The following is a 23,097-nucleotide window of genomic DNA, read 5'->3' on the forward strand; positions in this document are numbered from 1 at the left end:
AGGGCAGGTGACGCGGCCAGGGCAGGCGACGCGGGCCCGGGTTCCGGTCGCCGGAGTCGAGCTGGATCCGCTCACCGAGGACGAGGTCGTGACGCGGGTGTTCGAGGCCCTGCGCCGTGGCCGGGGCGGCCATGTGCTCACCCCGAACGTCGACATCTGCCGGTTGGCCGTGCGCGACGCCGAACTGCGCGCACTGGTACGGCGGGCCGACGTCGCCGTGGCGGACGGCATGCCGCTCGTATGGGCGGCGCGGATGCTCGGCACGCCCCTCCCCGGGAGGGTGACCGGCGCCGATCTGATCTGGGCGCTGTCGGAGGCGGCGGCGCGCCACGGCGTGCCGGTCTACCTGCTTGGCGGCCCAGCCGGGGTGGCCGACGCGGCCGCGGTGACGCTGTGCGCGCGCTATCCGCGCCTCGTGGTGGCCGGGACGCACAGCCCACCCTACGGGTTCGAGTCCTCCCCCGACGGGGTGGCCGCGATCAGGGACGCCCTGCTCGCCGCGATGCCCGGGCTGGTCTTCGTCGGGCTGGGCTTCCCCAAGCAGGACCGCCTGATCGAGGTCCTGCGCGCCGACCTGCCCGGGACGTGGTTCGTCGGCTGCGGCTCCGCCATCGCCTTCGCCGCCGGTGCCGTACGGCGTGCGCCGGAATGGATGCGCGGCGTGGGCCTGGAGTGGCTGTTCCGGCTGCTGTCCGAGCCGGGCCGGTTGGGGCGCCGCTATCTCGTGGACGATCTGCCCTTCGCCCTACGGCTGCTCGCCGGTGGCCTGTTCAGGCGCGGGGTCAGCGCGGAGCCGACGTCAGCTCGCGTATCCGAGACACCTCGCCAGGGGTGAGCCGCTCCCGGTAGGTCCCGAGCGCCGCCCGCGAGTCCATGGGCCGGAACGCCGTCCTGGACAGGCCGGTCCGGGTGAACCCCGATGCCGGTGCGCCGGTGGCCGCAGTGCAGGCGGCGCGGATCCGGCGGGCCGCGCGCTCCGACCACGGCAGGCCGCACCAGGCGTAGAGGTCGCGGAAGCCGTCCAACGGTGCGGAGGCGAGCGACTCGTAGCCGACGATCCGGATGCCGGGATCGGCGGCAGCGAGGTCGTCCGTCACCCGCCGCGCGACCCGCCACAGCGCCGCTGCCTTGGCGATGCGGTCCTGCGAGCCGATGAGCGGGCGCAGCTCCTCCACACAGGGGTGGTCGCGGACGAGGAGCGGCTGTTCGAGTAGCTCGTGGAAGTAGACCGTCCAGCCGAGCCGTTGCCAGCTTCCGACGAACGACACCGGGTCCCGGACGAGGACGACCACGCGGCAGCCGAGCCGCCGGGAGAACCACGCGGCGGAGAACAGCGCGAACGGGTCGTCCAGGAGGGCGTGCCGTCCGAGGAGCCGGCCGAGCCGGAACGCCGTGCCGTACTTCGCCATGCGGGCGAGGTCGCGCGGGCGGCGGTTGCGGCGAAGCTCGGCGAGGTGTCCGTAGCGCAGCCCGACGGTGCGCGAGAACGCCTCCAGCCAGGGCGACTCGTCGTCGGGGCAGATGTACTGGAAGCGGTGGGTCACGGACGCGTCGAGCACGCCGGGGCAGCGTCCGGGCGGGTGCTCCGGATTGAGCGGCTCGTTGACGTAGACCAGGCGGCCGCTCGCCGCGAGCATCTTCCCGGCCCAGCTTGTCCCGCTGCGCGGCAGTCCCGTCACCAGCAGCGGCGCGCCGTCCGCATTCGCGCGGCCGTCGCGCACGCGGTCGCCGGTCGCGCGGTCTCCGCCCGGACGGCCGTCGCGCACGCGGTCGCCGGTCACGTGTTCGCCGGTCACGCAGCCACCCTGAGACCGAAGGCCGCCATGCTGTGCCGGCCGAAGGGGCGCAGGCCGTAGCGGCGGGAGATCTGGACGAGCGGTAGCAGGTTCTTCAGCAGGACGCCGCCCGACCAGCCCAGGGCGGCTCCCAGAGCGCCGTGGACGGGAACGAGGAGCACATCCAGGACGATGGTCACGGCGACCGCGCAGGCGGCGTTGACGAGGCTCGCCGTCGTGTGCCCGGAGGCGATCAGCAGGACGTCGACCATGCCGCAGGCGCTGGCGACCATCATCGTCGCGGACAGGACGAGCGCCACGGACGTCCCCCGGGAGTACGACGCGCCGAAGATCTGCAGCAGCCACGGAGCGAGCGCGGCGTAGCCGAGCCAGACCGGCCAGGTGACCATGACCAGCCACATGGTCGCCGTCTGGTAGAGCTCCCTCGCCCGGCCGAGGTCGCCCCGGGCGAGCGCCCGGACAAGCCCCGGCTGTACGGCCTGCGCGAGCCCCTGACCGGCGAGCTGCCCCACCACCTTGAAGCGGGTGGCCGCCGTGTAGACGGCGGCGGGCGCGGGCCCGGCCAGCGCGGCGACGATCACGATGTCGAGCCGCTGGAAGACCGCCTGGATCGCGGCCGCGGCCGACCGCGGCGCGGTGTACCGCCAGAACCGCCCCCAGTGCACGGTCGGGGTGCGGCCCCTGAGCCAGCGGGCGGCCACGGCGCCGACCGGAAGGGCCGGTAGCGCCCACGCGGCGGTCAGGACCGGGACGGGCGCTCCGGCGAGCAGGCCGGTCGAGAGCAGCGCCACCTGGCCGAGCGGCTGCGCGACACCGGTCAGGAAGAGGGTGGGGCGCATGGAGCCGAGGCCGCGCGTGGCCGCGATCAGGACGTCGGCGATCGCCACCGCGGGCAGCGCCGCCGCGAGCACCGGCCAGACGCTCGCGGGGACGCCGATCACCGGGGCGAGCCGGTGGCCGAAGACGGCGACGGCCGCGGCGATGACGAGCGAGAGCGCCGTGACAGGGGCCAGCGCGACCAGCAGCACCGGCCGGCCCGCGGGTTCGGGCTCGCGGGGCGCTCCGGCCAGGAAGTAGACCAGGCCGTTCCCGGTGTCGAGCCGGATGATCCCGGCCAGCATCAGGCACAGCGCGGTGGCCGCGAAGAACGCCCCGGCGTGGGCCGGGGCGAGGGACCGGGTCACCACCAGGACGACCAGGAACTGGGCCCCCGCGCCCGTCGCGGCGCACAGCAGCCCGGCCGCGCTCTTGCGGGCCAGCGGGAGATCCCGCCGCCGGGTCACCGGCGTGCGTCCTGGCCGCCGCCCGACCGCCAGGACGGCTCGGCGCCCAGCCACGGCGTGAGCAGGGCGTCCCAGGGGGCGAAGTGCTCGGCCAGGCGGCGCCGTACCGAGACGGGCATGTCCGCGGTGCGCGGCTGGGCGTTGTGCCGCTCGAAGACGGGGTTCCCGAGCCTGGGCAGGCCGAGGAACTCGAGGACCCGATCGTAGGCGGGCCGCGGGTCGCGGAAGAACGCGCCGCTGTCCAGCACGAGCACGTGGTCGCGCCCGACGAGCAGTTCGAGGCGGGCGAGCTGCTCGGCGTACCGGCCCCGCGCGACGTAGGCGTGGTGCCGATGGGCGTGGCTGGCCGAGTGGGGGGAGACCCGCAGGCGGTGCGCCTCACCGGCGAGGCGCTCCTCCTCCAGCTCCAGGGCGCGTTCGAACGACTGCTCGGTCTCGAAGCCGCGGGCCAGCTCGTGCGCGTGGGCGGAGTAGGCGCGCTCCACCGGGTCCCTGACCAGCACGATCAGCTTGGCCCCGGGCAGGTCCCACGCGATCCGCGCCGGGGCGAGCGGGTGGAACAGGTAGTACGGCGACGACTCGAACGCCTGCGCCTGGTGGCCGTGCCGGCGTTCCAGCCGCCGGGCCGCGGCCTTTCGGGGAAAGTGCGCCTGGTACCAGGTCAGACCCTTCGCGTACGCCATGTCGAAGTAGTGCACGCCCTTGTGCAGCACCGGCTTCATGATCAGCGGATGCTGGGAGAGCGCGCGGTACAGCGACGTGGTGCCGCACCGCTGCGCGCCGATGATGAGGAACGACGGCAGCATCCTGCCCCCCACGGTGAGCCTGCCCGTGGTCAAGGAGACGGCGTGCGCCGAGCGCTTGAGGGTGGACTTCACAGCAGGGGCTCCAGGTGGTCGACGAGTGGGTTGAGCCAGGTCGAGGCTGGTCCGAGCGGTTCGTGGCCGTCTCGGTCGTGCCGGTCGGCGAGCGTGATCAGGTACTGCGCGGCGGTGCGCCTGGCCTCCGCGGCCGAGAGCCCGAACGGCGCCAGTAGCGGGACGGCCTGGGCCAGGCAGGCGCGCGTGGCGCTCACCGGGCCCATGCGCTTGAGGACCCGGTGCAGGAAGTGGTGCAGCGCGTCGAAGCCGAGGGGAACGCCGGTGCCGAACCGTTCCCAGTCCCAGACGAGGAGCCGCCCGTCCGCACCGGGTGCGATGTTCCACGGCGCGAAGTCTCCGTGCCAGGCGCATGCGCCGAGGGAGGCGATCTCGGCTACGGCGGCGGTGAGCAGGCCGGACGGGACCGCCGCCGAGGTGGTCGGCAGCGGTGACACGACCAGCACGTCCAGGTCGTGCCAGAGGCCGTGGTGCAGCACGACGGGCACCGAGATCGTCTTCAGCGTCCGGTCGGCCAGCATGCGCAGGGTGGCGCTCTCATGCCGGACCAGCTCGCGGGCCCGCGCCGAATCCCCGATCTTGACGAAGCCGAGCAGGCCGTCCGTGCCGTGCGCGGACAGGATCGGCTTGCGGTTGGCCCGGCGGGCGGGCCGTACGTGCAGCACCGTGCGGACGTGCCGGCCGAACACCTCGCTGAGGTACGTCTCGATGGTGTCGGGGCCGTCGGGCACCAGGAGCCGCCCGCCGCGCCCGAGAACGGAGTGCCAGCGGGTACGCGGCACGAGCCGCCGGGGGACGAGGCGATGCGGGAGCACCGTCCTCGGCCTCGTGGTCGCGGACGGCGGGTAGAGCAGGCCGATCACCTCGTGGAGGTAGCGCAGCCGGGCCCTGGCGTCACCCATGCGCCCACCTCGCGTTTCCGGGTGCCTGGTTCCGCGCCGAATGCTGTGCCGGATGCGGTGCCGGATGCGGCGCTGAATGCGGTGCCGGATGCGGCGCTGAATGCGGCGCTGAATGCGGTGCAGGATGCGGTGCCGGATACCGGGCCGAATGCCGGGCCGAATGCTGTGCCGAATGCCGGGCCGGACGCGGTGCCTGCCGCCGTGCCGGCTGCCGGTCCGGGAACTGGGCCGAGTTGCGCCAGAGCAGGGCGAAGGAGATCAGGTAGAGGCTCAGCGCGCTCACCAGGCCGTCGTAGATGAACATGTAGAAGAGCACGAGGATCATGACGAGCGTCCCGGCCTTCCCGATCGGCGACCGGTCGTGCCAGTAGCGCCGTAGGGCGCCCAGGAAGAACCCGACGTACAGCGCCGCGCCGGCGAAGCCCTGCGTGATGAGCGTCAGCCACAGCTGGCCGTCGCTGCCGAGCGGGGGGTGGCCGCAGGTCGGGCACCACTCGGTCTTGCCCGTCGTGATCGTGGAGTAGTTGCCGTACGCGTTGCGCGTGTTGCCGTAGCCGATGACCGGCGATGAGGTGGTGGCCTGGATGGTGGACGTCATGGTGAAGGCCCGGATGTTGTTGCTGTGCGGATTGTCCAGCCGCTGGCCCACGATCCCGCTGAGCGGGGACAGCAGCAGCGCCGTGCCGGCGAGGACGACGGCCGTGCCGACCACGAGGGGCCGGCCGCGGAAGGCGAGGTACGCCGCGGACAGCCCGAGCCCGATCCACAGGCCGCGGTTGAGCGAGTACACGATGGGGATCGCCGCCACGGGGAGCAGCACGGCGACGGCCACGCGCCGCAACGGCCCGCCGTACGTCCACCAGCCGACCACGAACCAGACGAGCAGCACGGAGATGTTGCTGCCCCAGGCGTTGGCCCACTCGAACGGCGCCTCGGGCCGCGGCGAGGCGTGCCCGAGCACGTGCTGCATCTGCGCCGCGGTCGGGTGGATGAGGTTCTTGACGAAGGAGTTCCCGCCGAGCCAGTCCGGAAGCAGCATCTCGACCGGCGCGGTGAACTGGAATCCGGGGGCGAGCACGCCGAGCAGCCCGCCCGCCACGGTGGTGATGAAGAGCACGCCGAGGAGGCGGACGAGGGTCAGCTGCGGAAGCTCGTCGAGGGTGAGGTTGCCCAGGTAGAGCACCATGACGGCGAGCGCGGCGTAGACGGCGAACCGCATCAGATAGCCGAGGACCCGGCCCGTGGACAGGTCGCCGTACGTGCCGGGAGGGTTCTCGGCCAGCATCAGCGCGCTGATCGCGTATCCGGCGAGGAGCAGCACCCACAACCCCATGCCCGTCGGCACCTTGATCGGCCGCCTGCGCCACAGCACCACCGCCATCGGCACCGCGACGACGACGATCGAGAGCCCGCCCAGGCCGAGCGCCCACCAGATCGGATAGCCGGCGAGCAGGGCGGCGATGGGCCACACCGCGGGTCTCATGCGGTCTGCTTCATCGAGCGCGTCGACATGGGGAGCGTGGGCGGCACGGTGACCGCGCCGAGCACGGTCGTGCCCTGCCGGGCAAGCCGGCGTACGGTCTGGGCCACCTCGGTGGAGGTGGTCCGGCGCAGGCCGAGGAGCAGGACGGCCGCGTCAGGGCGGTCCGCGGGGTCGGTGACGACGGCGACCGGCGCCAGGTGGGAGAGCGCGGCGCCGAGGCGTTCCGCGACCGGCCCGCCGGCGACCGTGCCGAGTTCGGCGACCAGCAGCCGGTGGTATCCCTCGCCGAGTGAGGCGACCACGCCGGCCGCCAGCCCGCGGAAGGCCGCGGGGTCGGCCCGGAGCGGGATGTCGGCGAGCAGCGGGAGCGTGGTGAGGCGCTCGACGTCCGCGGCGGCGCGCAGCCGGGTGTCCAGGCGGTCCCGGCTGAACGCGGCCCCCGCACCGGCGAGCAGGCCGAGGAAGAGGCCGCTGCCGAGGTACATCGGGACGCTCGGCGCGCTGGGGGCCGACGGGGGACGCGCCTGGCTGATGACGGAGCCGGGAACGATCGCGATGGTCTTGAGCGCGTTGTACTTGAGGCTGAGGCTGTACACCTGCCGGCCGAGCACGGACTGCTGGTGCTCGGCGACCATGCGCGCCGCGGTGCCGCGCGCGAGCGTGGCGACGTTCTCGGTCGCCTTGCCGAGCTCGCCGTCCACCTCGTGCAGCTGGGCGGACAGCACCTTCATCTGTACGGCGAGGGTTCGGGTCGCCGACAGCGAGCGGTTCTGGAGGTACGCCTCGGCGAACGCCTGGGCTCCTGCCGCGGCCGAAATGGGGTCGCCGGCGGTGAACCAGATGGAGAGGACCGCGGAATTCGGCGGCACGTCCACGATGGCGTGTTCCCGCAATTCCTCCGAGTCGGGCTTTTTCAAAATTTCGGCGGCTTTGGAGGCGACTGTCGCGGAGTGGGCGATTTGCGCCTCTGTATCAAGATTGAGGGGTTCGCGCTGCCGCGAGGTGACCTGGTTGGCCTGATCCTGAATGCCGGTCGGGAAAACCTGTACCTGCGCGACCGCCGCGTATTCCTTGGGTGTCACCACCAGCAGTGCGACGCCGCCCGCGATGCCAATGAGCAGGCATGACGCGACGAGCAGCCGACGGCGGCGGAGAACCGAACCGTAGTCGGCGAGATCCCTGGTGTGCGGTGGCGGAAAAGAAGATCTCACCATGTACCCGAACTATAGGCGGGGTTGTGGTTTTCCCCATCGGATATTGAAAGATTTTCTTCCGCCGAATCGCGCCGCAATAGCGATCATTAATGCGAAATGTCCGATGGTGCGATATCACAAAGTTCCGCTCGGTCTTCCCTTGAGTAATGGCAAGGTTGCCCCCAAGGTCGTTCAAACAAAGGGGGAAACGTGCGGCGAACAGCGCTGATCGGACTGGCGGGACTGCTGGCGGGGTGCGCTCCCGCGCCGAGCACTCCGATGCAGGGCGTACGGACCGACCTGGAGAGCAGGCTCGGCACGCGTGGCGCGATGTCCTGCACGGTCACCGCCAAACTCATCCCGAGCTGCGGGGCGTGGTGGGGCATCGCCCCCGACATCTTCACGGGCCGGCGCGTGGACGAGGCCACCGTGCGCGCCGAGCGACGGATGGGGCGCCGGGCCGACATCGTGCACGTCTACCACCGGGGCGAAGAGCTGTTCCCCACGCCCACGGAGCGTCGGGTCGCCGACGGACGACGGCTGTTACTGATCAACTGGAAGCCGTCCATGACCGTGAGCTGGGCCGACGTCGCGAACGGTGCGGTCGACCAGCGCATCGACACTCTCGCCGCGTACATCAAGCGGACCTTCCCCAGCCGGTTCTTCCTCACGATCCACCACGAGCCGGAGAACGACGTCCGGCTGGACGGCGGCTACTCCGCGGAGGACTACGTCGCGATGTTCCGCCACGTGGTCACCCGGCTGCGCGGCAGGGGAGTGACCAACGCCGTCACCGTGATGACGTACATGGGGGCGCCCAACTGGGCCACCAAGCCGTGGTTCGACAAGCTCTATCCCGGCGACGACGTGGTCGACTGGATCGGGATCGATCCGTACGCCGACGGGCGGGTGCACGACTTCGCCAGCCTGGTCAACAAGACCCGGCCCGACCACCCGCAGTGGCCGGGGTTCTACCGGTGGATGCAGTCGCGCTTCCCCGGAAAGCCGATCATGCTCTCCGAGTGGGGCGCCTTCGAACGGCCGCAGATGCCGCAGTTCAAGCCGGAGTTCTACGCCTCGGTCGCGCGCCAGATCAGCGAGTTCCCGCAGATCAAAGCCCTGGTGTACTTCGACTCCCCGGCGGCCCCGCGCGGCGACACGCGGTTCGACTCCACCGCCGCGGCGGACCGGGCGTTCTCCAGCCTGGCCGGCGGGCCGTACTTCAGCGGGACGCAGGTTCCCACGAGCTGACCGGTCCGTCCTCTTCGGCGCGCGCCTTGGCCATCCGCCATCCGAAGGCGGCGGCGACGCCGAAGCAGGCGACGACGACCAGCAGGGCCACGTTGCCCACCCCGAGCAGCTTGAGGGCCGAGGCGAGGAGCGCGACGGCCAGTGCGAGCCGGATCACCTGGTCCGGCGCCCAGGTCGAGATCCGCGACCCGAGGTAGACCCCGGGAACCGACCCGAGCAGCAACGACGCGGTGAGATCGAGCTTGAAGTCGCCGAACAGGATGTGTCCCACGGCCGCCGAGGCGACGAGCGGCACCGCCTGGACGAGGTCCGTGCCGACGAGCTGGTTGGCGCGCAGCGCGGGATACACCATGACCAGCGCGACGACGATGAGGGAACCGGACCCGACCGAGGTCACCCCCACGACCAGGCCGCCGACCATACCGATCAGTACAGTCGGTATTGGGCGCACGGCGACATGCCGCGCGGAGATCGCGCCCTCCCCCTGGCGCAGGCTCAGCAGCGACTTCGCCAGCAGGCCGGCCAGCGCGAGCAGCAACGCGACTCCGAGCGCGTACTTGACGACCTGCTGCATCCGCTCGCCCTCGCCGAACAGTCGGGCGGCGAACACCCCGGCGAAGGCCATGGGAACCGAGCCCACACACAGCCAGCCCACCATGCGCAGGTTCACCGTCCCCTTGCGCAGGTGCACCATGCCGCCGACCGGCTTCATGACCGCCGACGCCACGAGATCGCTGGAGACCGCGGCGAGCGGCGGCACGTTGAAGAACAACATCATCATCGGCGTCATCAGGGCGCCGCCGCCCATTCCGGTCAGCCCGACGATGATCGCCACCAGGAACGAACCCGTCACCAGGGCCGGATCGATCTCCATTGGTCGCTCACCGCTCCTCGTTCACTGCGCGGATGACCTCGTTCCTCGGTCTTCCACTGCGTTCACTGTGTCGGGTTCGCTCCGGCTCCACTGGTCGCTCACCGCTCCTCGTTCACTGCGATCAACGGATCCACCCTCCGGACGTCAGCAGGTTCAGAACGGCGGACACCGCCCGGTCCACGGACATGCCGGTGGTGTCCAGCGTCAGGTCGGCGTCCTCCGGTACCTCGTACGGGTCGGAGACGCCGGTGAACTCCGGGATGAGCCCGGCTCGGGCCCTGGCGTACAGGCCCTTGCGGTCGCGGCGTTCGCACTCCTCCAGCGGCGTGGAGACGTGGACGAGAAGGAAGTCGGCGCCGACCTCCTCGGCCATCGCACGCACCTCCTCCCGCGTCTCGGCGTACGGCGCGATGGGCGCGCAGATGGCGAGACCGCCGTGCCTGGCGACCTCGGCGGCGACGAAGCCGATCCGCCGGATGTTGTGGTCGCGGTCCTCGCGGGAGAACGTCAGCCCGGCGGACAGGAGCCGGCGCACGACGTCGCCGTCCAGGTAGGTGACGGCCCGGCCGCCGCGCTCAAGCAGGGCGTCGCGCAGTCCGCGGGCGATCGTGGACTTGCCGGAGCCGGACAGGCCGGTGAAGAACACCACGAGTCCCCGGCGGTGCGGCGGCCCGGGGATGACGACGGGAGCCGGGCCGGCGTAGTGCTCGGTCGCCCCGTAGTTGCGTGCCACGTGCTCGCGCAGTTCCAGGTCGATCTCGACGTCCTCGCGCGGCGCGAGCGGCACCGCGACCACCGAGGAGCCGGGCAGCGCGGCGGACGCCTTGAGTGCGGCCCGCACCACCGCGGGGCCGCCCTCTCCGAACACGAGGGGGAGCAGCAGAACACCGGCCTCCAGTTCCTCGGCGGTGGCGGCGATGTCGTCGAGCGTGGCGGAGTCGAGGGGGCCGCGCATGGTGACCGCCAGGATCTCGCCGTCCGGCAGCTCCTTGCGCACGTCCTCGGGCGTACGGCGCAGCCGGGCGAACGGTCCGTACGCGGGAGCGTCGAGCGCCTCGACCGGACCGGCGGCGTGGTGGCCGTCCCGCTCGCGCACGGTCATGACGGCGACGGCCGCGCCCTCGGGGTCGCTGAGCGTGACCCGTGCGCCGACCGGGATGTCGTCGGGAAGCGCGATGGTGATCGGATCGGGCCACGGGGTGCCGTCGGCGAGCCGTCCGTGCTCGATCACCTCGGCCACATCCGCCGAGGCGAGAAAGCCGTTGAGTGGCGCGTACGCACCCGAGAGCAGCAGTTCCAGGTCGGCGAGCTCACGTGCGTCGGGGGTCCACTCAGACATAGCTTCCATTTCCGATCGACTTAGTCGGATAACTACCTTAACCCGCGACCGGGGCATAGCGCAGCCCCTGGCGCGGCGTCCAAGAAGGTGACATTAACCCTTGGAGGTGGTCGTGGACGCCGCAGACGAGCGACGTGCGCCTGGAGAGGCCGGATCGGGGGGCCGCAGGTGGAGCGGCCCGGTCGGGCGAGGCCGGGTGGTGCCGGTTCGGGTGAGCCCGATCAGACGAGCCGGTTCCGGTGGGCCGGGTCAGATCAGGCGGGCGAAGTGGTTCTGCGGCTTGCGGACGACCACGATGATCTCGTCGTGTCCGGCGGGCAGACGCCCGCCCGAGAGCTTGTCCACTATCCGGCAGATCGTCTCCACCATGCTCGCGCGCGGGCCGCGGCAGGCGGGGCCGCTCGTCCTGGCGTGGTCCTCTGTGATCATCAGGCCCCGCATGAGGCAGTACGCCTGGATGCCCTCGCGCGAGCTGACCGGCTCGTAGACGGCGGGCAGCGGGCCCACCGTCCCGGCGGGGACGAACCCCTTCCACAGCATCCGGCGCACCCACGACGGCAGCATCCGGTCGCAGAAGCCGTACGCGGAGCTCCTGTCCCTGAGCCGGATCAGCATCAGTCCGCCGGGACGCAGCCCGGCGGACATGCGGTCCATCACGAGCTCGGCGTTGCGGATGCGGTCCAGCAGGAAGTCCACGAAGATCACGTCATAGGAGCGCTGCGGGATCGGCACGTTGCGCAGGTCGCCCAGCGTGAACGAGTCCAGGTCGTCGCGCTTGGTGGCGTACGCGCGCAGCGTCGGCAGGTCCTCGTCGATCCCGCTGACCCGGGAGCCGAACCTGTCCATGTTCCCGTCGCCGAAGATCGACGTGCTGGCGCGGCCGCACCCGGCGACGAGGATGTCGAGCTTGCGGCCGAGCTGCTCGGTCCATTGCTCGCGGATCTTCTTGCTGAAAACGTCGTCGTGGCCCGCCGACGGAGAACGAACATCGGTCATGTCACCGATAGTAATCAGACATGTTCGCAGGGTTGTGTATCCGGGGGGCCGCTAGCGGTTTGTCCGGGCACGTCGGTGGGCGGGCGTAGCCTTGAGCACGTGCCCCCCGGTTCGCACCGACCGGGGGTTCGACCCGTGCCATCGTGGGGCTCTTCATGTCACTTTCCGGCTTGCTCGACCTGGTCGCCGCTGAACCGACCCTGGCCGCGACGCTCGACCAGTCCGATCACGGCGCCGATCTGATCGCGCCCGCCGCGCTGCGTCCACTCGCCGTCGCGGCGCTCTCGCGCGTCCGGCCGGTGCTCGCCGTGACGGCCACCGGACGAGAGGCGGAGGACCTGGCCGCCGCGCTGACGAGCCTCCTCGACGAGACGTCGGTGGCGGTGTTCCCCGCGTGGGAGACCCTCCCGCACGAGCGGCTCTCGCCGCGCAGCGACACCGTCGGCCAGCGCCTCGCCGTGCTGCGCCGCCTGGCCCACCCGGTCCAGGGCGACCCGAGCGCGGGGCCGTTGCGCGTCGTCGTGGCGCCGGTCAGGTCCCTGCTGCAGCCGATCGTGTCCGGTCTGGGGGACCTCGCGCCGGTGCGGCTGCGTGCCGGTGACGACGCCGAGCTGGACGAGGTCGTGGCCAACCTGGTGGAGAACGGCTACCACCGCGTCGACATGGTGGAGAAGCGCGGTGAGGTCGCCGTGCGCGGCGGCCTGCTCGACGTCTTCCCACCGACGGAGGAGCACCCGCTCCGGCTGGAGTTCTGGGGTGACACGATCGAGGAGATCCGCTGGTTCAGGGTGGCCGACCAGCGCTCCCTGGAGGCGGCACAGGACGGCGTGTTCGCCCCGCCCTGCCGCGAGCTGCTCCTCACCCCCGACGTACGGCAGCGCGCCCGCGAGCTGGCCGACGAGCACCCGGCGCTGAAGGACGTCCTCGACCAACTGGCCGAGGGAGTGCCGGTCGAGGGCATGGAGGCGTTCGCCCCGGTGCTGGCCGGCGGCATGGACCTCCTCATCGACCACATGCCGGTCAGGTCGGCGGTGTTCGTCTGCGACCCGGAGCGCATCCGGGGCCGGGCCGCCGAACTGGTCCACACCAGCCAGGAGTTCCTCGAGGCGTCCTGGATCACCGCCGCGGCGGGCGGCGAGGCCCCGATCGACCTCGCGGCGGCCGCCTTCCGCACATTGGAGGAGATCCACGAGCACGCCAGGGAGCTGGGGCAGCCGTGGTGGAGCATCGCGCCGTTCGGCGAGGGCGTCGAGATCGGCGCACAGGACGTCGAGGCGTACCGCGGCGACACCCAGCGCGCGCTGGCCGACATCAAGGGCTGGCTGGGAGCGGGCAAGGCCGTGGTGCTCCTCAGCGAGGGGCACGGGCCGGCCGAGCGCATGGTCGAGCTGCTCAAGGGCGTGGACGTGGCGGCACGTCTGGTGCCCTCCCTGGACGGCCCGCCCGCCCGCGACGTCGTCCAGGTGACGACCGGCCGGGTCGAGCACGGCTTCGTGACCGACGAGCTCGCCGTGCTGACCCACCTCGACCTGGTCGGCCAGAAGGCCTCGACCAAGGACATGCGGCGGCTGCCGTCGCGCCGGCGCAACATGGTGGACCCGCTCCAGCTCAAGGTCGGCGACCACGTGGTGCACGAGCAGCACGGCGTCGGCCGCTACGTCGAGATGGTCCAGCGGACGGTCCAGGGCGCCACCCGCGAATACCTCGTGATCGAGTACGCCAAGGGTGACCGGCTCTACGTCCCGACCGACCAGCTCGACGAGGTCACGCGGTACGTCGGAGGCGAGGCGCCGACGCTGAACCGCATGGGCGGCGCCGACTGGACCAAGGCCAAGACCAGAGCCAGGAAGGCCGTCAAGGAGATCGCGGGTGAGCTGATTCGGCTCTATTCCGCCCGCATGGCCTCGCCCGGCCACGCCTTCGCCGCCGACAGCCCGTGGCAGCGCGAGATGGAGGACGCCTTCCCCTACGCCGAGACCGGCGACCAGTTGGAGGCGATCGACGAGGTCAAGCGCGACATGGAGCGGTCGGTTCCGATGGACCGGCTGATCTGCGGCGACGTCGGCTACGGCAAGACCGAGATCGCGGTGCGTGCGGCGTTCAAGGCCGTGCAGGACGGCAAGCAAGTCGCGGTGCTGGTCCCGACGACCCTGCTCGTCCAGCAGCACCTCTCCACCTTCGGCGAGCGCTTCGCGAGCTTCCCCGTCACCGTGCGGCCCGTCTCCCGTTTCCAGACCGACGGCGAGGTCAAGGAGACCCTCGAGGGGCTCAAGGCGGGCGGCGTCGACGTGGTCATCGGGACCCACCGGCTGCTCTCCCCGGAGGTCAGGTTCAAGGACCTGGGTCTGATCATCGTGGACGAGGAGCAGCGTTTCGGCGTCGAGCACAAGGAGGCCATGAAGCACCTGCGTACCCAGGTCGACGTGCTCGCCATGTCCGCTACGCCGATCCCGCGCACCCTGGAGATGGGGCTCACCGGCATCCGCGAGATGTCCACGATCCTCACCCCACCGGAGGAGCGGCACCCGATCCTGACGTTCGTCGGACCGTACGACGAGAAGCAGATCGCGGCGGCCATCCGGCGTGAGCTGATGCGCGACGGCCAGACGTTCTTCGTCCACAACCGGGTGCGCAGCATCGACAAGGTCGCCGCGCGGCTGCACGAGCTGGTCCCCGAGGCCCGCATCGCGGTCGCCCACGGCCAGATGAACGAGCAGCAGCTCGAAAAGATCATGGTGGACTTCTGGGAGCGGAACTTCGACGTCCTCGTCTCCACCACGATCGTCGAGTCCGGGCTGGACGTGCCCAACGCCAACACGCTGATCGTGGACCGGGCGGACAACTACGGCCTGTCGCAGCTCCACCAGCTCCGCGGCCGGGTGGGCCGGGGCCGCGAGCGCGGGTACGCCTACTTCCTCTACCCGCCGGAGTCGCCGCTGACCGAGACCGCCCACGAGCGGCTGGCCACGATCGCGCAGCACACCGAGATGGGCGCCGGCATGTACGTCGCGATGAAGGACCTGGAGATCCGCGGCGCGGGCAACATCCTCGGCGCCGAGCAGTCCGGCTTCATCGCGGGCGTCGGATTCGACCTGTACGTCCGGATGATGGCCGAGGCCGTGCAGGAGCAGAAGTCCAAGCTCTCCGGCCAGGCGGAGGTGGAGGAGCGCCCGGACGTCAAGGTCGAGCTGCCGATCAACGCGCACGTGCCGCACGGCTACGTGACGTCCGAGCGGCTGCGGCTGGAGGCGTACAAGCGGATCGCCGCGATCGGCTCGGAGGACGACATCGCCGCCGTGCGCGAGGAGCTCACCGACCGGTACGGCACGCCGCCACAGGAGGTCGACAACCTGCTGGAGGTGGCGCGGTTCCGGATCCGGGCCCGCAAGGCGGGGCTCACGGACGTGACCCTGCAGGGCCAGCAGATCAGGTTCGCCCCGGTGGTCCTGAAGGACTCCCAGCAGGTGCGGCTGCAGCGCCTCTACCCGAAGTCGATCGTCAAGCAGGCGACGGAGACCCTGCTCGTCCCGGTGCCCAAGACCAAGCCGATCGGCGGGCAGCCGCTACGGGACCTCGACCTGCTCAAATGGTGCGGTGACCTGGTCGAGGCCATGTTCCTCGAACCCATGCGGGTACAGTGACCCGCGGACCTATGAGAATCGGCACAATTGCCTGGCCTGCGTCGTCGGAGGGATCGTTCGTGAAGTCGTATCGTGTGCGGGTCACCGTAGCCGTGGGCATGGCGGTCGCGGGTCTCGCGTTGAGCGCCTGCGGGCCCGTCCAGGCCGGCGCCGCCGCCATCGTGGGCGGGGAGCGCATCTCCTCCAGCGATGTGGACGCGAAGGTCCGCGAGTTCCGCGCCGACCTCGCCTCCCACAAGATTCCGGAGGAGCAGCTCAACCTCGGCATGTCGGTTTCGCAGCTCATTCTGTACAACACCGCCAACGCGCGGCAGTACGCCGAGCTCGCCCGGCGGAAGGGCGTCACCGTCACCGAGAGCGAGATCGACGGCTTCGTCACCCAGAACGGCGGTCAGGCGAAGATGGACGAGATGCTGCTGTCCAGCGGCATCCCGCTCTCCATGGGCCGGGACACCCTCCGGACGGTCCTCATCCAGCAGAAGCTGATGATGCAGGCGGGCGCGGGCAACGACCAGCAGAGCAGGCAGGCCGCGATGATCAAGGTCGGCCAGGAGGCGGACGCCGCCGTCCCGGTCAGCTTCAGCCCGCGGTACGGCAAGTTCGACCCGCAGCAGGGCTTCGTCGCCGACGATCGCCTCGGCGCGGTCCCCTCCGAGTAGGCCGGTGCTCTTCGCGGCATGGCGCTGATCATCCTGACGACGTCGCCCCGGGTCGCCCCGGGGCTGCTGACCGCGCAGGCGTGGGCGGCGCTCGGCCGCTACCCCGTCCGCACGGCGTCGGCCGATCACCCCTACCTGCCCTTCCTCGCCGAGGCGGGGATCGAGGTAGAGACGGTGACTCCCGACGCCGCCGCCCTCGCCCGCGACGGTCGTACGGACACGATCGTGTGGCTGGCCGCGCAGGACGGCGAGGAGGACTTCATGCGGGCGCTGGGCCAGGCGGCGATCGCCCTCGACGAGCCTCCGGTGATCGAGGTGCTCCCGGGGTCGTACGACCTGCCCGGCGCCAGGCTGCTCGACCTCGTCCGTGTCATGGACCGGCTCCGGCGGGAATGCCCGTGGGATCGCGAGCAGACCCACGAGTCGCTCGTGCCGTACCTCGTCGAGGAGTCCTACGAGGTCCTGGAGACGATCGAGGAGGGCGACCGGGCGGCGCTCCGCGAGGAGCTCGGCGACCTGCTGCTCCAGGTGATGTTCCACTCGCGCGTCGCGCAGGAGCGGCTGCCGGACGAGGACGGGTTCGACATCGACGACGTGGCGGCCGGCATCGTCGAGAAGCTGGTCCGCCGCCACCCGCACGTCTTCGCCAGCACGCGCGTGTCAGGCGCCGACGAGGTCAGCGACAACTGGGAGACCATCAAGGCCGCCGAGCGCGCGGCCAAGGGGACGCCGGAGTCCGCCGTCGCCGGCGTGCCCATGGGCCAGCCCGCGTTGTCCCTGGCCGCTCAGTTGCTGCGCCGCGCGGAGCGCGCCGGCGCTCCCGCCGACCTGGCGGTGGACCTGCCCTCCGAGCTCGGCGCGCGGCTGTTCGACCTCGTACGGCTCGCGGGGGAGCGCGGACTGGACCCGGAGGCCGAACTGCGGGCGGCGGCCCGGGCGTACCGGTCCCGGGTGGAGGAGTGGGAGACCCGCACGTAACGGGGCCAATGGGGCGGTAGCCGTACCGGGTAGTAAGGGCCGATAGGCTCGTGAGGCAAACTGCCCGCGACATTGCTAGGAGCGATCCGTGGCTGCCATCGAGGCCGTTACCGCCCGCGAGATCCTGGACTCCCGTGGCAACCCCACGGTCGAGGTCGAAGTCCTGCTCGATGACCACAGCACCGGCCGCGCCGCGGTCCCGAGCGGCGCCTCCACAGGCCAGTTCGAGGCTGTCGAGCTGCGCGACGGCGACAAGAGGCGATACCTCGGCAAGGGTGTCGAGAAGGCCGTCCTCGGCGTGACGGACGAGATCGCCGACGAGATCATCGGCTTCGACGCCGAGGAGCAGCGCCTGATCGACCAGACGATGATCGACCTGGACGGCTCGCCGAACAAGGCCCGCCTCGGCGCCAACGCGATCCTCGGCGTCTCGCTGGCCGTCGCGAAGGCCGCGGCCGACAGCGCCGACCTGCCGCTGTTCCGTTACGTCGGCGGCCCGAACGCGCACATCCTGCCCGTGCCGATGATGAACATCCTGAACGGCGGCGCGCACGCCGACACCAACGTGGACATCCAGGAGTTCATGATCGCACCGATCGGAGCCGAGACGTTCTCCGAGGCCCTGCGCATGGGCACCGAGACCTACCACTCGCTCAAGAGCGTGCTGAAGGAGAAGGGCTACGCCACGGGCCTGGGCGACGAGGGCGGCTTCGCGCCGAACCTCCCGTCCAACCGCGACGCGCTCGACCTGATCCTCGTGGCCATCGAGAAGGCGGGGTACACCCCCGGCCAGGACATCGCCCTCGCGCTCGACGTCGCCGCCTCCGAGTTCCACGCCGACGGCGTCTACACGATCGACGGCAAGGGCCTGTCCGCCGCCGAGCTGATCGCCTTCTACGAGGACCTCGTCCGCTCCTACCCGCTGGTCTCCATCGAGGACCCGCTGAACGAGGAGGACTGGGAGGGCTGGAAGGCCATCACCGCCGCCCTCGGCGCCAAGGTCCAGCTCGTCGGCGACGACCTGTTCGTCACCAACCCGGAGCGGCTGGAGCGCGGCATCCGCGAGGGCGCCGCGAACGCCCTGCTGGTCAAGGTCAACCAGATCGGCACGCTGTCCGAGACCCTCGACGCGGTCGAGCTCGCCCACCGCAGCGGCTACCGCTGCATGATGAGCCACCGCTCCGGTGAGACCGAGGACACCACGATCGCCGACCTGGCCGTCGCGACCAACTGCGGCCAGATCAAGACCGGCGCCCCGGCCCGTTCCGACCGCGTCGCCAAGTACAACCAGCTCCTGCGCATCGAGGAGCTGCTCGACGACGCCGCCCGTTACGCCGGCCGGACCGCCTTCCCGCGGTTCCAGAGCTAGCCCTAACTGAGACGATGCCCCGCCGGGGGTGTTCCGGAGGTGGTTGGAGTTGGCGAAACGGCCGCAGCTGACGGGACGCGCGGCGATCCTCGCCGTCGTCGTGTGCGCGATCGCGATGAGCCTGGCCTACCCCTTCCGGGAGTACATCGCCCAGCGGCGGCAGATCGCCGCGTACGAGCAGGAGCAGGCACAGGCGCTCCAGCACCTGCGCAACCTGGAGGAACAGCGCAGGAAGCTGGAGGACCCGGAGTACGTCAAGCAGCTCGCGAAGAAGCGGTTGCACTACTGCGAGCCCGACGCCAAGTGCTATGTCCTGCTCGACGGCAAGGACAAGACGGTTCCGGTGAAGGCCGAGCGGAAGCAGGCCGCCACCACGCCGTGGTACGTGACGATCTGGCAGTCCGTCCGGGCGGCGGACACCGGCGACGGCCAGAAGGCCGCTTCCTGAAGGAGTTTCGAGGGTGGTTGATCCGGCCGATCTGGCGGCCGTCCAGGCGCAGCTCGGGCGCCCGCCGCGCGGGGCCCGTGCGGTGGCGCACCGGTGTCCCTGCGGCCTGCCCGACGTGGTGGAGACGGCGCCTCGGCTGCCCGACGGCTCGCCGTTCCCGACGCTGTTCTACCTGACCTGTCCCAGGGCGGCGTCCGCGATCGGCACGCTGGAGTCGTCCGGGCTGATGCGGGAGATGCAGGCCAGGCTGGCCGAGGATCCGGAGCTCGCGGCGGCCTACCGCGCGGCGCACGAGGACTATGTCGCGCGCCGGGACAGGGCGGCGGAGGAAGAGGGCCTGGAGCCGCTTCCGCGCGAGATGCAGAGCGCCGGAGGCATGCCGGAGCGGGTCAAGTGCCTGCACGCCCTGGTGGGCCACGAGCTGGCCGTGCCGGGAGTCAACCCGTTCGGGCGGGAGGCGCTGGACGCCCTCCCCGACTGGTGGGCGGACGGGCCCTGCGTGGGCTCGTGCGCGGAGGAGCGGGCATGACCCGGGTGGCCGCGATCGACTGCGGCACGAACTCCGTGCGCCTGCTGATCGCCGACCTTCCCGCGGATCCGGAGCGCGGCGAGCCCGCAGACGTCGAGCGCCTGATGGAGATCGTGCGGCTCGGCCAGGGGGTCGACCGCACCGGCAGGCTCGCGCCCGAGGCCCTGGAGCGCACCTTCACCGCCATGCGCGGCTACGCGAAGCTGATCGTGGAGCACGGCGGAGGCGCGCCCGGTGCCCGTCCCGCCGACGTGATGCCGGTCCGGGTCGTGGCGACCAGCGCGACGCGGGACGCCTCCAACCGCGAGGAGTTCACGGTCGGCGTCCGCGAGATCTTCGGTGTCGAACCCGAGGTGGTGACAGGCGCCGAGGAGGCCCGCCTGTCGTTCACCGGCGCGACGCGCGGCCTGGCCGCGCTCGGTCCCGAGGCGCCCTATCTCGTCGTGGACATCGGCGGCGGCTCGACGGAGTTCGTCGTCGACGCGGACGCCGTCGACGGGGCGCTGTCGGTCGACATCGGGTGCGTACGGCTGACCGAGCGCCACATCCGGCAGGATCCGCCGGATGAGCAGGCCGTGCGAGCGATGATCGCCGACATCGAGGCCGCGATGGACCGGGTCGAGGAGGCCGTGCCGGTCCGTGTGGCCCGGAGCCTGGTCGGGCTGGCCGGTTCGGTCACCACGGTCGCGGGCATCGCCCTCGGCCTGCCCGCGTACGACTCGGCGCTGATCCACCACTCCCGGATCCCGGCCGGGACGGTGCACGAGGTCTCCGCCGGGCTGCTCGCGTCCACGCATGAGGGGCGCGCCGCGATCCCGGTGATGCACCCGGGCCGGGTGGACGTCATCGGCGCCGGGGCGCTCATCCTGGACCGCATCGTGCGCAGGTACGGCTTCGCGGAGGTCGTCGTCAGCGAACACGACATTCTCGACGGCATCGCCTGGTCGCTCGTCTGATCTTTCTCCCGGCAGGGGACCTCAGGGTTCCCGCTGTTGCCACTATTGCGCATTGCACAGTACTGTGCGGTGCGTGGACAGTAGCCAGCTACTCAAGGGCGTCCTCGATCTGGCCGTGCTCGCGGTGCTCGACGGCCAGGACAGCTATGGATATGACGTCGTGCGCCGCCTGCGCGAGGCCGGGCTCGACGACGTCGGCGACGCGTCCGTGTACGGCACGCTCCGCCGGCTGTTCAAGGCTGGGGCCCTCACCTCGTACGTCGTGGCCTCCGACGAGGGGCCGCACCGCAAGTACTACGGCCTGAACGACGTGGGCCGATCGCTTCTCTCCGACTCGGCGAGGACCTGGACGTCCTTCGCCGCCACCATGGACGGCCTGCTCAAGGAGGTTGGTGCCGGATGACCCCCCCGATGGATCCGCACGAGTACGCCCGCGCCGTGCGCGCGGAGCTCGCCGACCTGCCCGCGAAGGACAGGGACGAGCTGCTCGAGGATCTCGACGACCATCTGGCCGAGGTGGCGGCCGAATCCGACGTGCCGCTCGAGGAGCGTCTCGGCTCTCCCGAGGCGTACGCGGCCGAGCTGCGGGCCGCCTACGGGGGCCGTCCCGCCCGGCCGCGTGTCCGGGTCACTGATCGGGGCCTCGCCCTGATCGGCGCGGCGCACACCCGGCTGCTGAGACTGACGCCGTACCGGCAGCTCGTCGCGTTCCTGCCCGAGCTGCGGCCGGCCTGGTGGGCGGTGCGCGGATACGCGGCGGCCCTGGTCGTGCTGTCGACCGTCGGGCAGCACAGGCTGATCCCCGACGACCCCGTGGCCTGGGTGTTCACCCTCCTGATGGTCTGGGCCTCCGTGTGGCTCGGGCGGCGTACCGTCGCCGGCGCCGGGAGCGGTTGGAGGCGGGTCCCGCTGATCCTGACCAACGTGGCGGCGGCGTGGGCCGTCCTCGTGGGGATGGCCGCGGCGGGCCATACGGGGGGGTACGCGAGCTCGACCGAGTTCGCGGCGAGCGGGCCCGCGCCGGTGGAGGTCAGAAACGTGGCCACGTTCGACGGCGGCGGGATCTACAACATCCTCCCGTACGCCGAGGACGGCACGGCGTTGAAGAACGTGCGGCTCTACGACCAGGACGGCAGGCCGCTCGTCCTCGACCCGGAGATGTACAACAAGCGGATCGACCGGCCCTGCGAGGGGGAGCCGCCGATGGCCAACGCCTACCCGCTGGCGCTGCGGGACGTGTTCGAGGAACAGTTCGACGAGAACGGCCGCCCGCTTCCCGACCCCTGCGCCTCCGCGACGCCGGCTCCGCTCGTCCCTGCCGAGCCGTCCGCCACAGCCGAGGCGTCGGCGGAGGTCTCGGTCTCCGCGGATCCGTCCGCCGATCCGTCCACTGCTCCGGAGGCTTCCGCCGAGCCGTCCGCCGAGCCGTCCGCCGAGCAGTCCGTCAAGGCATCCGCCGAGCCCTCCGCCCGGCCGTCCGGGAAGCGCTGACCGGGGAGAACGGCCGAAGCACGGGTGTGAAGCTGGCACGATCGATGGCATGAGCTTCGTACCGCCCGGATCGGGTTGGCCGGGCGACCTGGCCGGGCCAGACACGCCCGTCGCCCACGACGCCGCCGAGGTCGTACGGCTCGCGGGTGAGAGCCGTACGATCGCGGAGCTGGTCGCGCGGGAGTCGGTGTGCCGGGCCTGCCCATCATTGGTGAAGTGGCGGGAAGAGGTCGCGGACGTCAAGCGGAAGTCCTTCGCCGACCAGACCTACTGGGGGCGGCCGGTGCCGGGGTGGGGCGACGAGGAGCCGCGCGTCCTCATCGTCGGGCTGGCCCCGGCCGCCCACGGCGGCAACCGTACGGGCCGGATCTTCACGGGGGACCGCAGCGGCGACTGGCTGTTCGCCTCGCTGTACCGCACCGGGTTCGCCGCGCAGGAGACCAGCACGCACGCCGGGGACGGGCAGCGGCTGATCGGGGCGCGAGTGATGGCCGCGGTCCGGTGCGCGCCCCCCGCCAACAAGCCGACACCGCAGGAGCGTGACACCTGCTCGCCCTGGCTGGCCCGGGAGTTCGCGCTGGTCGCCGGATCCACGCGGGTGATCGTCGCGCTGGGCGGGTTCGCGTGGCAGGCGATGTGGCCGGCGCTGCGGGCGGCGGGGTACGACCTGCCGCGCAGCCGGCCGCCGTTCGGTCACGGGCGGGAGATCGCCGTGTCGTACGAGGGCCGGCCGGTGCACCTCCTGTGCTGCTATCACCCGAGCCAGCAGAACACCTTTACCGGCCGTGTCACGGCCGAGATGCTGGACGCGGTCTTCTCACAGGCGGCCACCCTGGCCTTGTGAACGCTTTCACGAATGTGAACTCGGTCACCCCCTGAAACTTCGCCCGACTTTCCGCAGAGAACTTGGTCCCAATCTCCTCAAAATCGGAAAAACTGGACAATTTGCCCAGGGGGCGGGTTGGTATCAGTCGAGCGGCGTGACGTAGCCTTGTGAATGCTTTCACAAGCGATCTACACACGAAGGGCAC

21 protein-coding genes are annotated in these 23,097 nt (G+C 71.3%); 12 read left to right on the forward strand and 9 right to left on the reverse strand.

Annotated features, from left to right (window positions below; genetic code table 11):
• Window positions 1-7: 7 nt before the first annotated feature.
• Window positions 8-835 carry a WecB/TagA/CpsF family glycosyltransferase gene (locus tag QSK17_RS08225; protein ID WP_285703921.1) on the forward strand — a complete coding sequence of 276 codons (828 nt, stop codon included), beginning with the start codon at window positions 8-10 and terminating at the stop codon, window positions 833-835.
• Here QSK17_RS08225 and QSK17_RS08230 read toward each other — a convergent pair.
• From QSK17_RS08230 to QSK17_RS08255, 6 genes are read right to left on the reverse strand one after another with little or no spacing between them, the layout of a single operon-like run.
• Window positions 783-1,796: a sulfotransferase gene (locus tag QSK17_RS08230; RefSeq protein ID WP_285703922.1), complete on the reverse strand. Its 1,014-nt coding sequence runs from the start codon at window positions 1,794-1,796 to the stop codon at window positions 783-785. The genes QSK17_RS08225 and QSK17_RS08230 overlap by 53 nt on opposite strands.
• Window positions 1,793-3,133: a lipopolysaccharide biosynthesis protein gene (locus QSK17_RS08235; protein ID WP_285703923.1), complete on the reverse strand. Its 1,341-nt coding sequence runs from the start codon at window positions 3,131-3,133 to the stop codon at window positions 1,793-1,795. The genes QSK17_RS08230 and QSK17_RS08235 overlap by 4 nt, the downstream gene beginning before the upstream one ends.
• Window positions 3,076-3,957, reverse strand: coding sequence for a sulfotransferase domain-containing protein (locus QSK17_RS08240; protein WP_285703924.1), 882 nt, complete (start codon window positions 3,955-3,957; stop codon window positions 3,076-3,078). Before QSK17_RS08240 ends, QSK17_RS08235 begins: the two co-directional genes overlap by 58 nt.
• Window positions 3,954-4,859: a hypothetical protein gene (locus QSK17_RS08245; RefSeq protein WP_285703925.1), complete on the reverse strand. Its 906-nt coding sequence runs from the start codon at window positions 4,857-4,859 to the stop codon at window positions 3,954-3,956. Before QSK17_RS08245 ends, QSK17_RS08240 begins: the two co-directional genes overlap by 4 nt.
• Window positions 4,852-6,342: a hypothetical protein gene (locus QSK17_RS08250; protein ID WP_285703926.1), complete on the reverse strand. Its 1,491-nt coding sequence runs from the start codon at window positions 6,340-6,342 to the stop codon at window positions 4,852-4,854. The genes QSK17_RS08245 and QSK17_RS08250 overlap by 8 nt, the downstream gene beginning before the upstream one ends.
• Window positions 6,339-7,556 (reverse strand): Wzz/FepE/Etk N-terminal domain-containing protein, encoded by a 1,218-nt coding sequence (locus QSK17_RS08255; protein WP_285703927.1) that lies wholly within the window; start codon window positions 7,554-7,556, stop codon window positions 6,339-6,341. Before QSK17_RS08255 ends, QSK17_RS08250 begins: the two co-directional genes overlap by 4 nt.
• A 189-nt stretch (window positions 7,557-7,745) precedes the next feature.
• On the opposite strand from QSK17_RS08255, the gene QSK17_RS08260 reads away from it, so the two are divergent.
• The gene (locus tag QSK17_RS08260) at window positions 7,746-8,786 is read left to right on the forward strand and encodes a glycoside hydrolase family 26 protein (RefSeq protein ID WP_285703928.1); all 1,041 of its coding nucleotides are present in this window, start codon (window positions 7,746-7,748) and stop codon (window positions 8,784-8,786) included.
• On the opposite strand, the gene QSK17_RS08265 is transcribed toward QSK17_RS08260, so the two are convergent.
• The 3 genes from QSK17_RS08265 to QSK17_RS08275 all read right to left on the reverse strand — a co-directional run bounded on the left by QSK17_RS08265 (window position 8,758) and on the right by QSK17_RS08275 (window position 11,995).
• Entirely contained in the window at window positions 8,758-9,660 is a 903-nt protein-coding gene (locus QSK17_RS08265) for a sulfite exporter TauE/SafE family protein (protein ID WP_285703929.1), read from the reverse strand. The two genes, QSK17_RS08260 and QSK17_RS08265, sit on opposite strands and share 29 nt — an antisense overlap.
• A gap of 121 nt (window positions 9,661-9,781) precedes the next feature.
• On the reverse strand, window positions 9,782-11,008 hold the full coding sequence (gene cysC / locus QSK17_RS08270) for an adenylyl-sulfate kinase (RefSeq protein ID WP_285703930.1): 1,227 nt from the start codon (window positions 11,006-11,008) through the stop codon (window positions 9,782-9,784).
• A gap of 240 nt (window positions 11,009-11,248) precedes the next feature.
• Window positions 11,249-11,995 carry a class I SAM-dependent methyltransferase gene (locus QSK17_RS08275; protein ID WP_285703931.1) on the reverse strand — a complete coding sequence of 249 codons (747 nt, stop codon included), beginning with the start codon at window positions 11,993-11,995 and terminating at the stop codon, window positions 11,249-11,251.
• 155 nt (window positions 11,996-12,150) lie between these two features.
• On the opposite strand from QSK17_RS08275, the gene mfd reads away from it, so the two are divergent.
• The 10 genes from mfd (at window position 12,151) to QSK17_RS08325 (ending at window position 22,910) form a co-directional block, all read left to right on the forward strand.
• Window positions 12,151-15,636 (forward strand): transcription-repair coupling factor, encoded by a 3,486-nt coding sequence (gene mfd, locus QSK17_RS08280; RefSeq protein WP_285703934.1) that lies wholly within the window; start codon window positions 12,151-12,153, stop codon window positions 15,634-15,636.
• Window positions 15,637-15,695: 59 nt separating this feature from the next.
• Entirely contained in the window at window positions 15,696-16,295 is a 600-nt protein-coding gene (locus QSK17_RS08285) for a SurA N-terminal domain-containing protein (RefSeq protein WP_285703935.1), read from the forward strand.
• Window positions 16,296-16,313: 18 nt separating this feature from the next.
• Window positions 16,314-17,273: a nucleoside triphosphate pyrophosphohydrolase gene (locus tag QSK17_RS08290; RefSeq protein WP_285703936.1), complete on the forward strand. Its 960-nt coding sequence runs from the start codon at window positions 16,314-16,316 to the stop codon at window positions 17,271-17,273.
• 88 nt (window positions 17,274-17,361) lie between these two features.
• A complete protein-coding gene (eno, locus tag QSK17_RS08295) occupies window positions 17,362-18,642 on the forward strand; it encodes a phosphopyruvate hydratase (RefSeq protein ID WP_285703937.1) in 1,281 nt (426 codons plus the stop codon).
• A 49-nt stretch (window positions 18,643-18,691) separates the two neighbouring features.
• The gene (locus QSK17_RS08300) at window positions 18,692-19,090 is read left to right on the forward strand and encodes an FtsB family cell division protein (protein ID WP_285703938.1); all 399 of its coding nucleotides are present in this window, start codon (window positions 18,692-18,694) and stop codon (window positions 19,088-19,090) included.
• Window positions 19,091-19,103: 13 nt separating this feature from the next.
• Window positions 19,104-19,619 carry a DUF501 domain-containing protein gene (locus QSK17_RS08305; protein WP_285703939.1) on the forward strand — a complete coding sequence of 172 codons (516 nt, stop codon included), beginning with the start codon at window positions 19,104-19,106 and terminating at the stop codon, window positions 19,617-19,619.
• On the forward strand, window positions 19,616-20,575 hold the full coding sequence (locus QSK17_RS08310; RefSeq protein ID WP_285703940.1) for a Ppx/GppA phosphatase family protein: 960 nt from the start codon (window positions 19,616-19,618) through the stop codon (window positions 20,573-20,575). Before QSK17_RS08305 ends, QSK17_RS08310 begins: the two co-directional genes overlap by 4 nt.
• 73 nt (window positions 20,576-20,648) lie before the next feature.
• Window positions 20,649-20,978 carry a PadR family transcriptional regulator gene (locus QSK17_RS08315; RefSeq protein WP_285703941.1) on the forward strand — a complete coding sequence of 110 codons (330 nt, stop codon included), beginning with the start codon at window positions 20,649-20,651 and terminating at the stop codon, window positions 20,976-20,978.
• On the forward strand, window positions 20,975-22,066 hold the full coding sequence (locus QSK17_RS08320) for a DUF1700 domain-containing protein (protein WP_285703942.1): 1,092 nt from the start codon (window positions 20,975-20,977) through the stop codon (window positions 22,064-22,066). The genes QSK17_RS08315 and QSK17_RS08320 overlap by 4 nt, the downstream gene beginning before the upstream one ends.
• Before the next feature lie 49 nt (window positions 22,067-22,115).
• Window positions 22,116-22,910: a uracil-DNA glycosylase gene (locus QSK17_RS08325; protein ID WP_285703943.1), complete on the forward strand. Its 795-nt coding sequence runs from the start codon at window positions 22,116-22,118 to the stop codon at window positions 22,908-22,910.
• Window positions 22,911-23,097 lie beyond the last annotated feature (187 nt).

Source organism: Microtetraspora sp. NBRC 16547 (genome assembly GCF_030268965.1).
Classification (GTDB): Bacteria; Actinomycetota; Actinomycetes; order Streptosporangiales; family Streptosporangiaceae; genus Microtetraspora.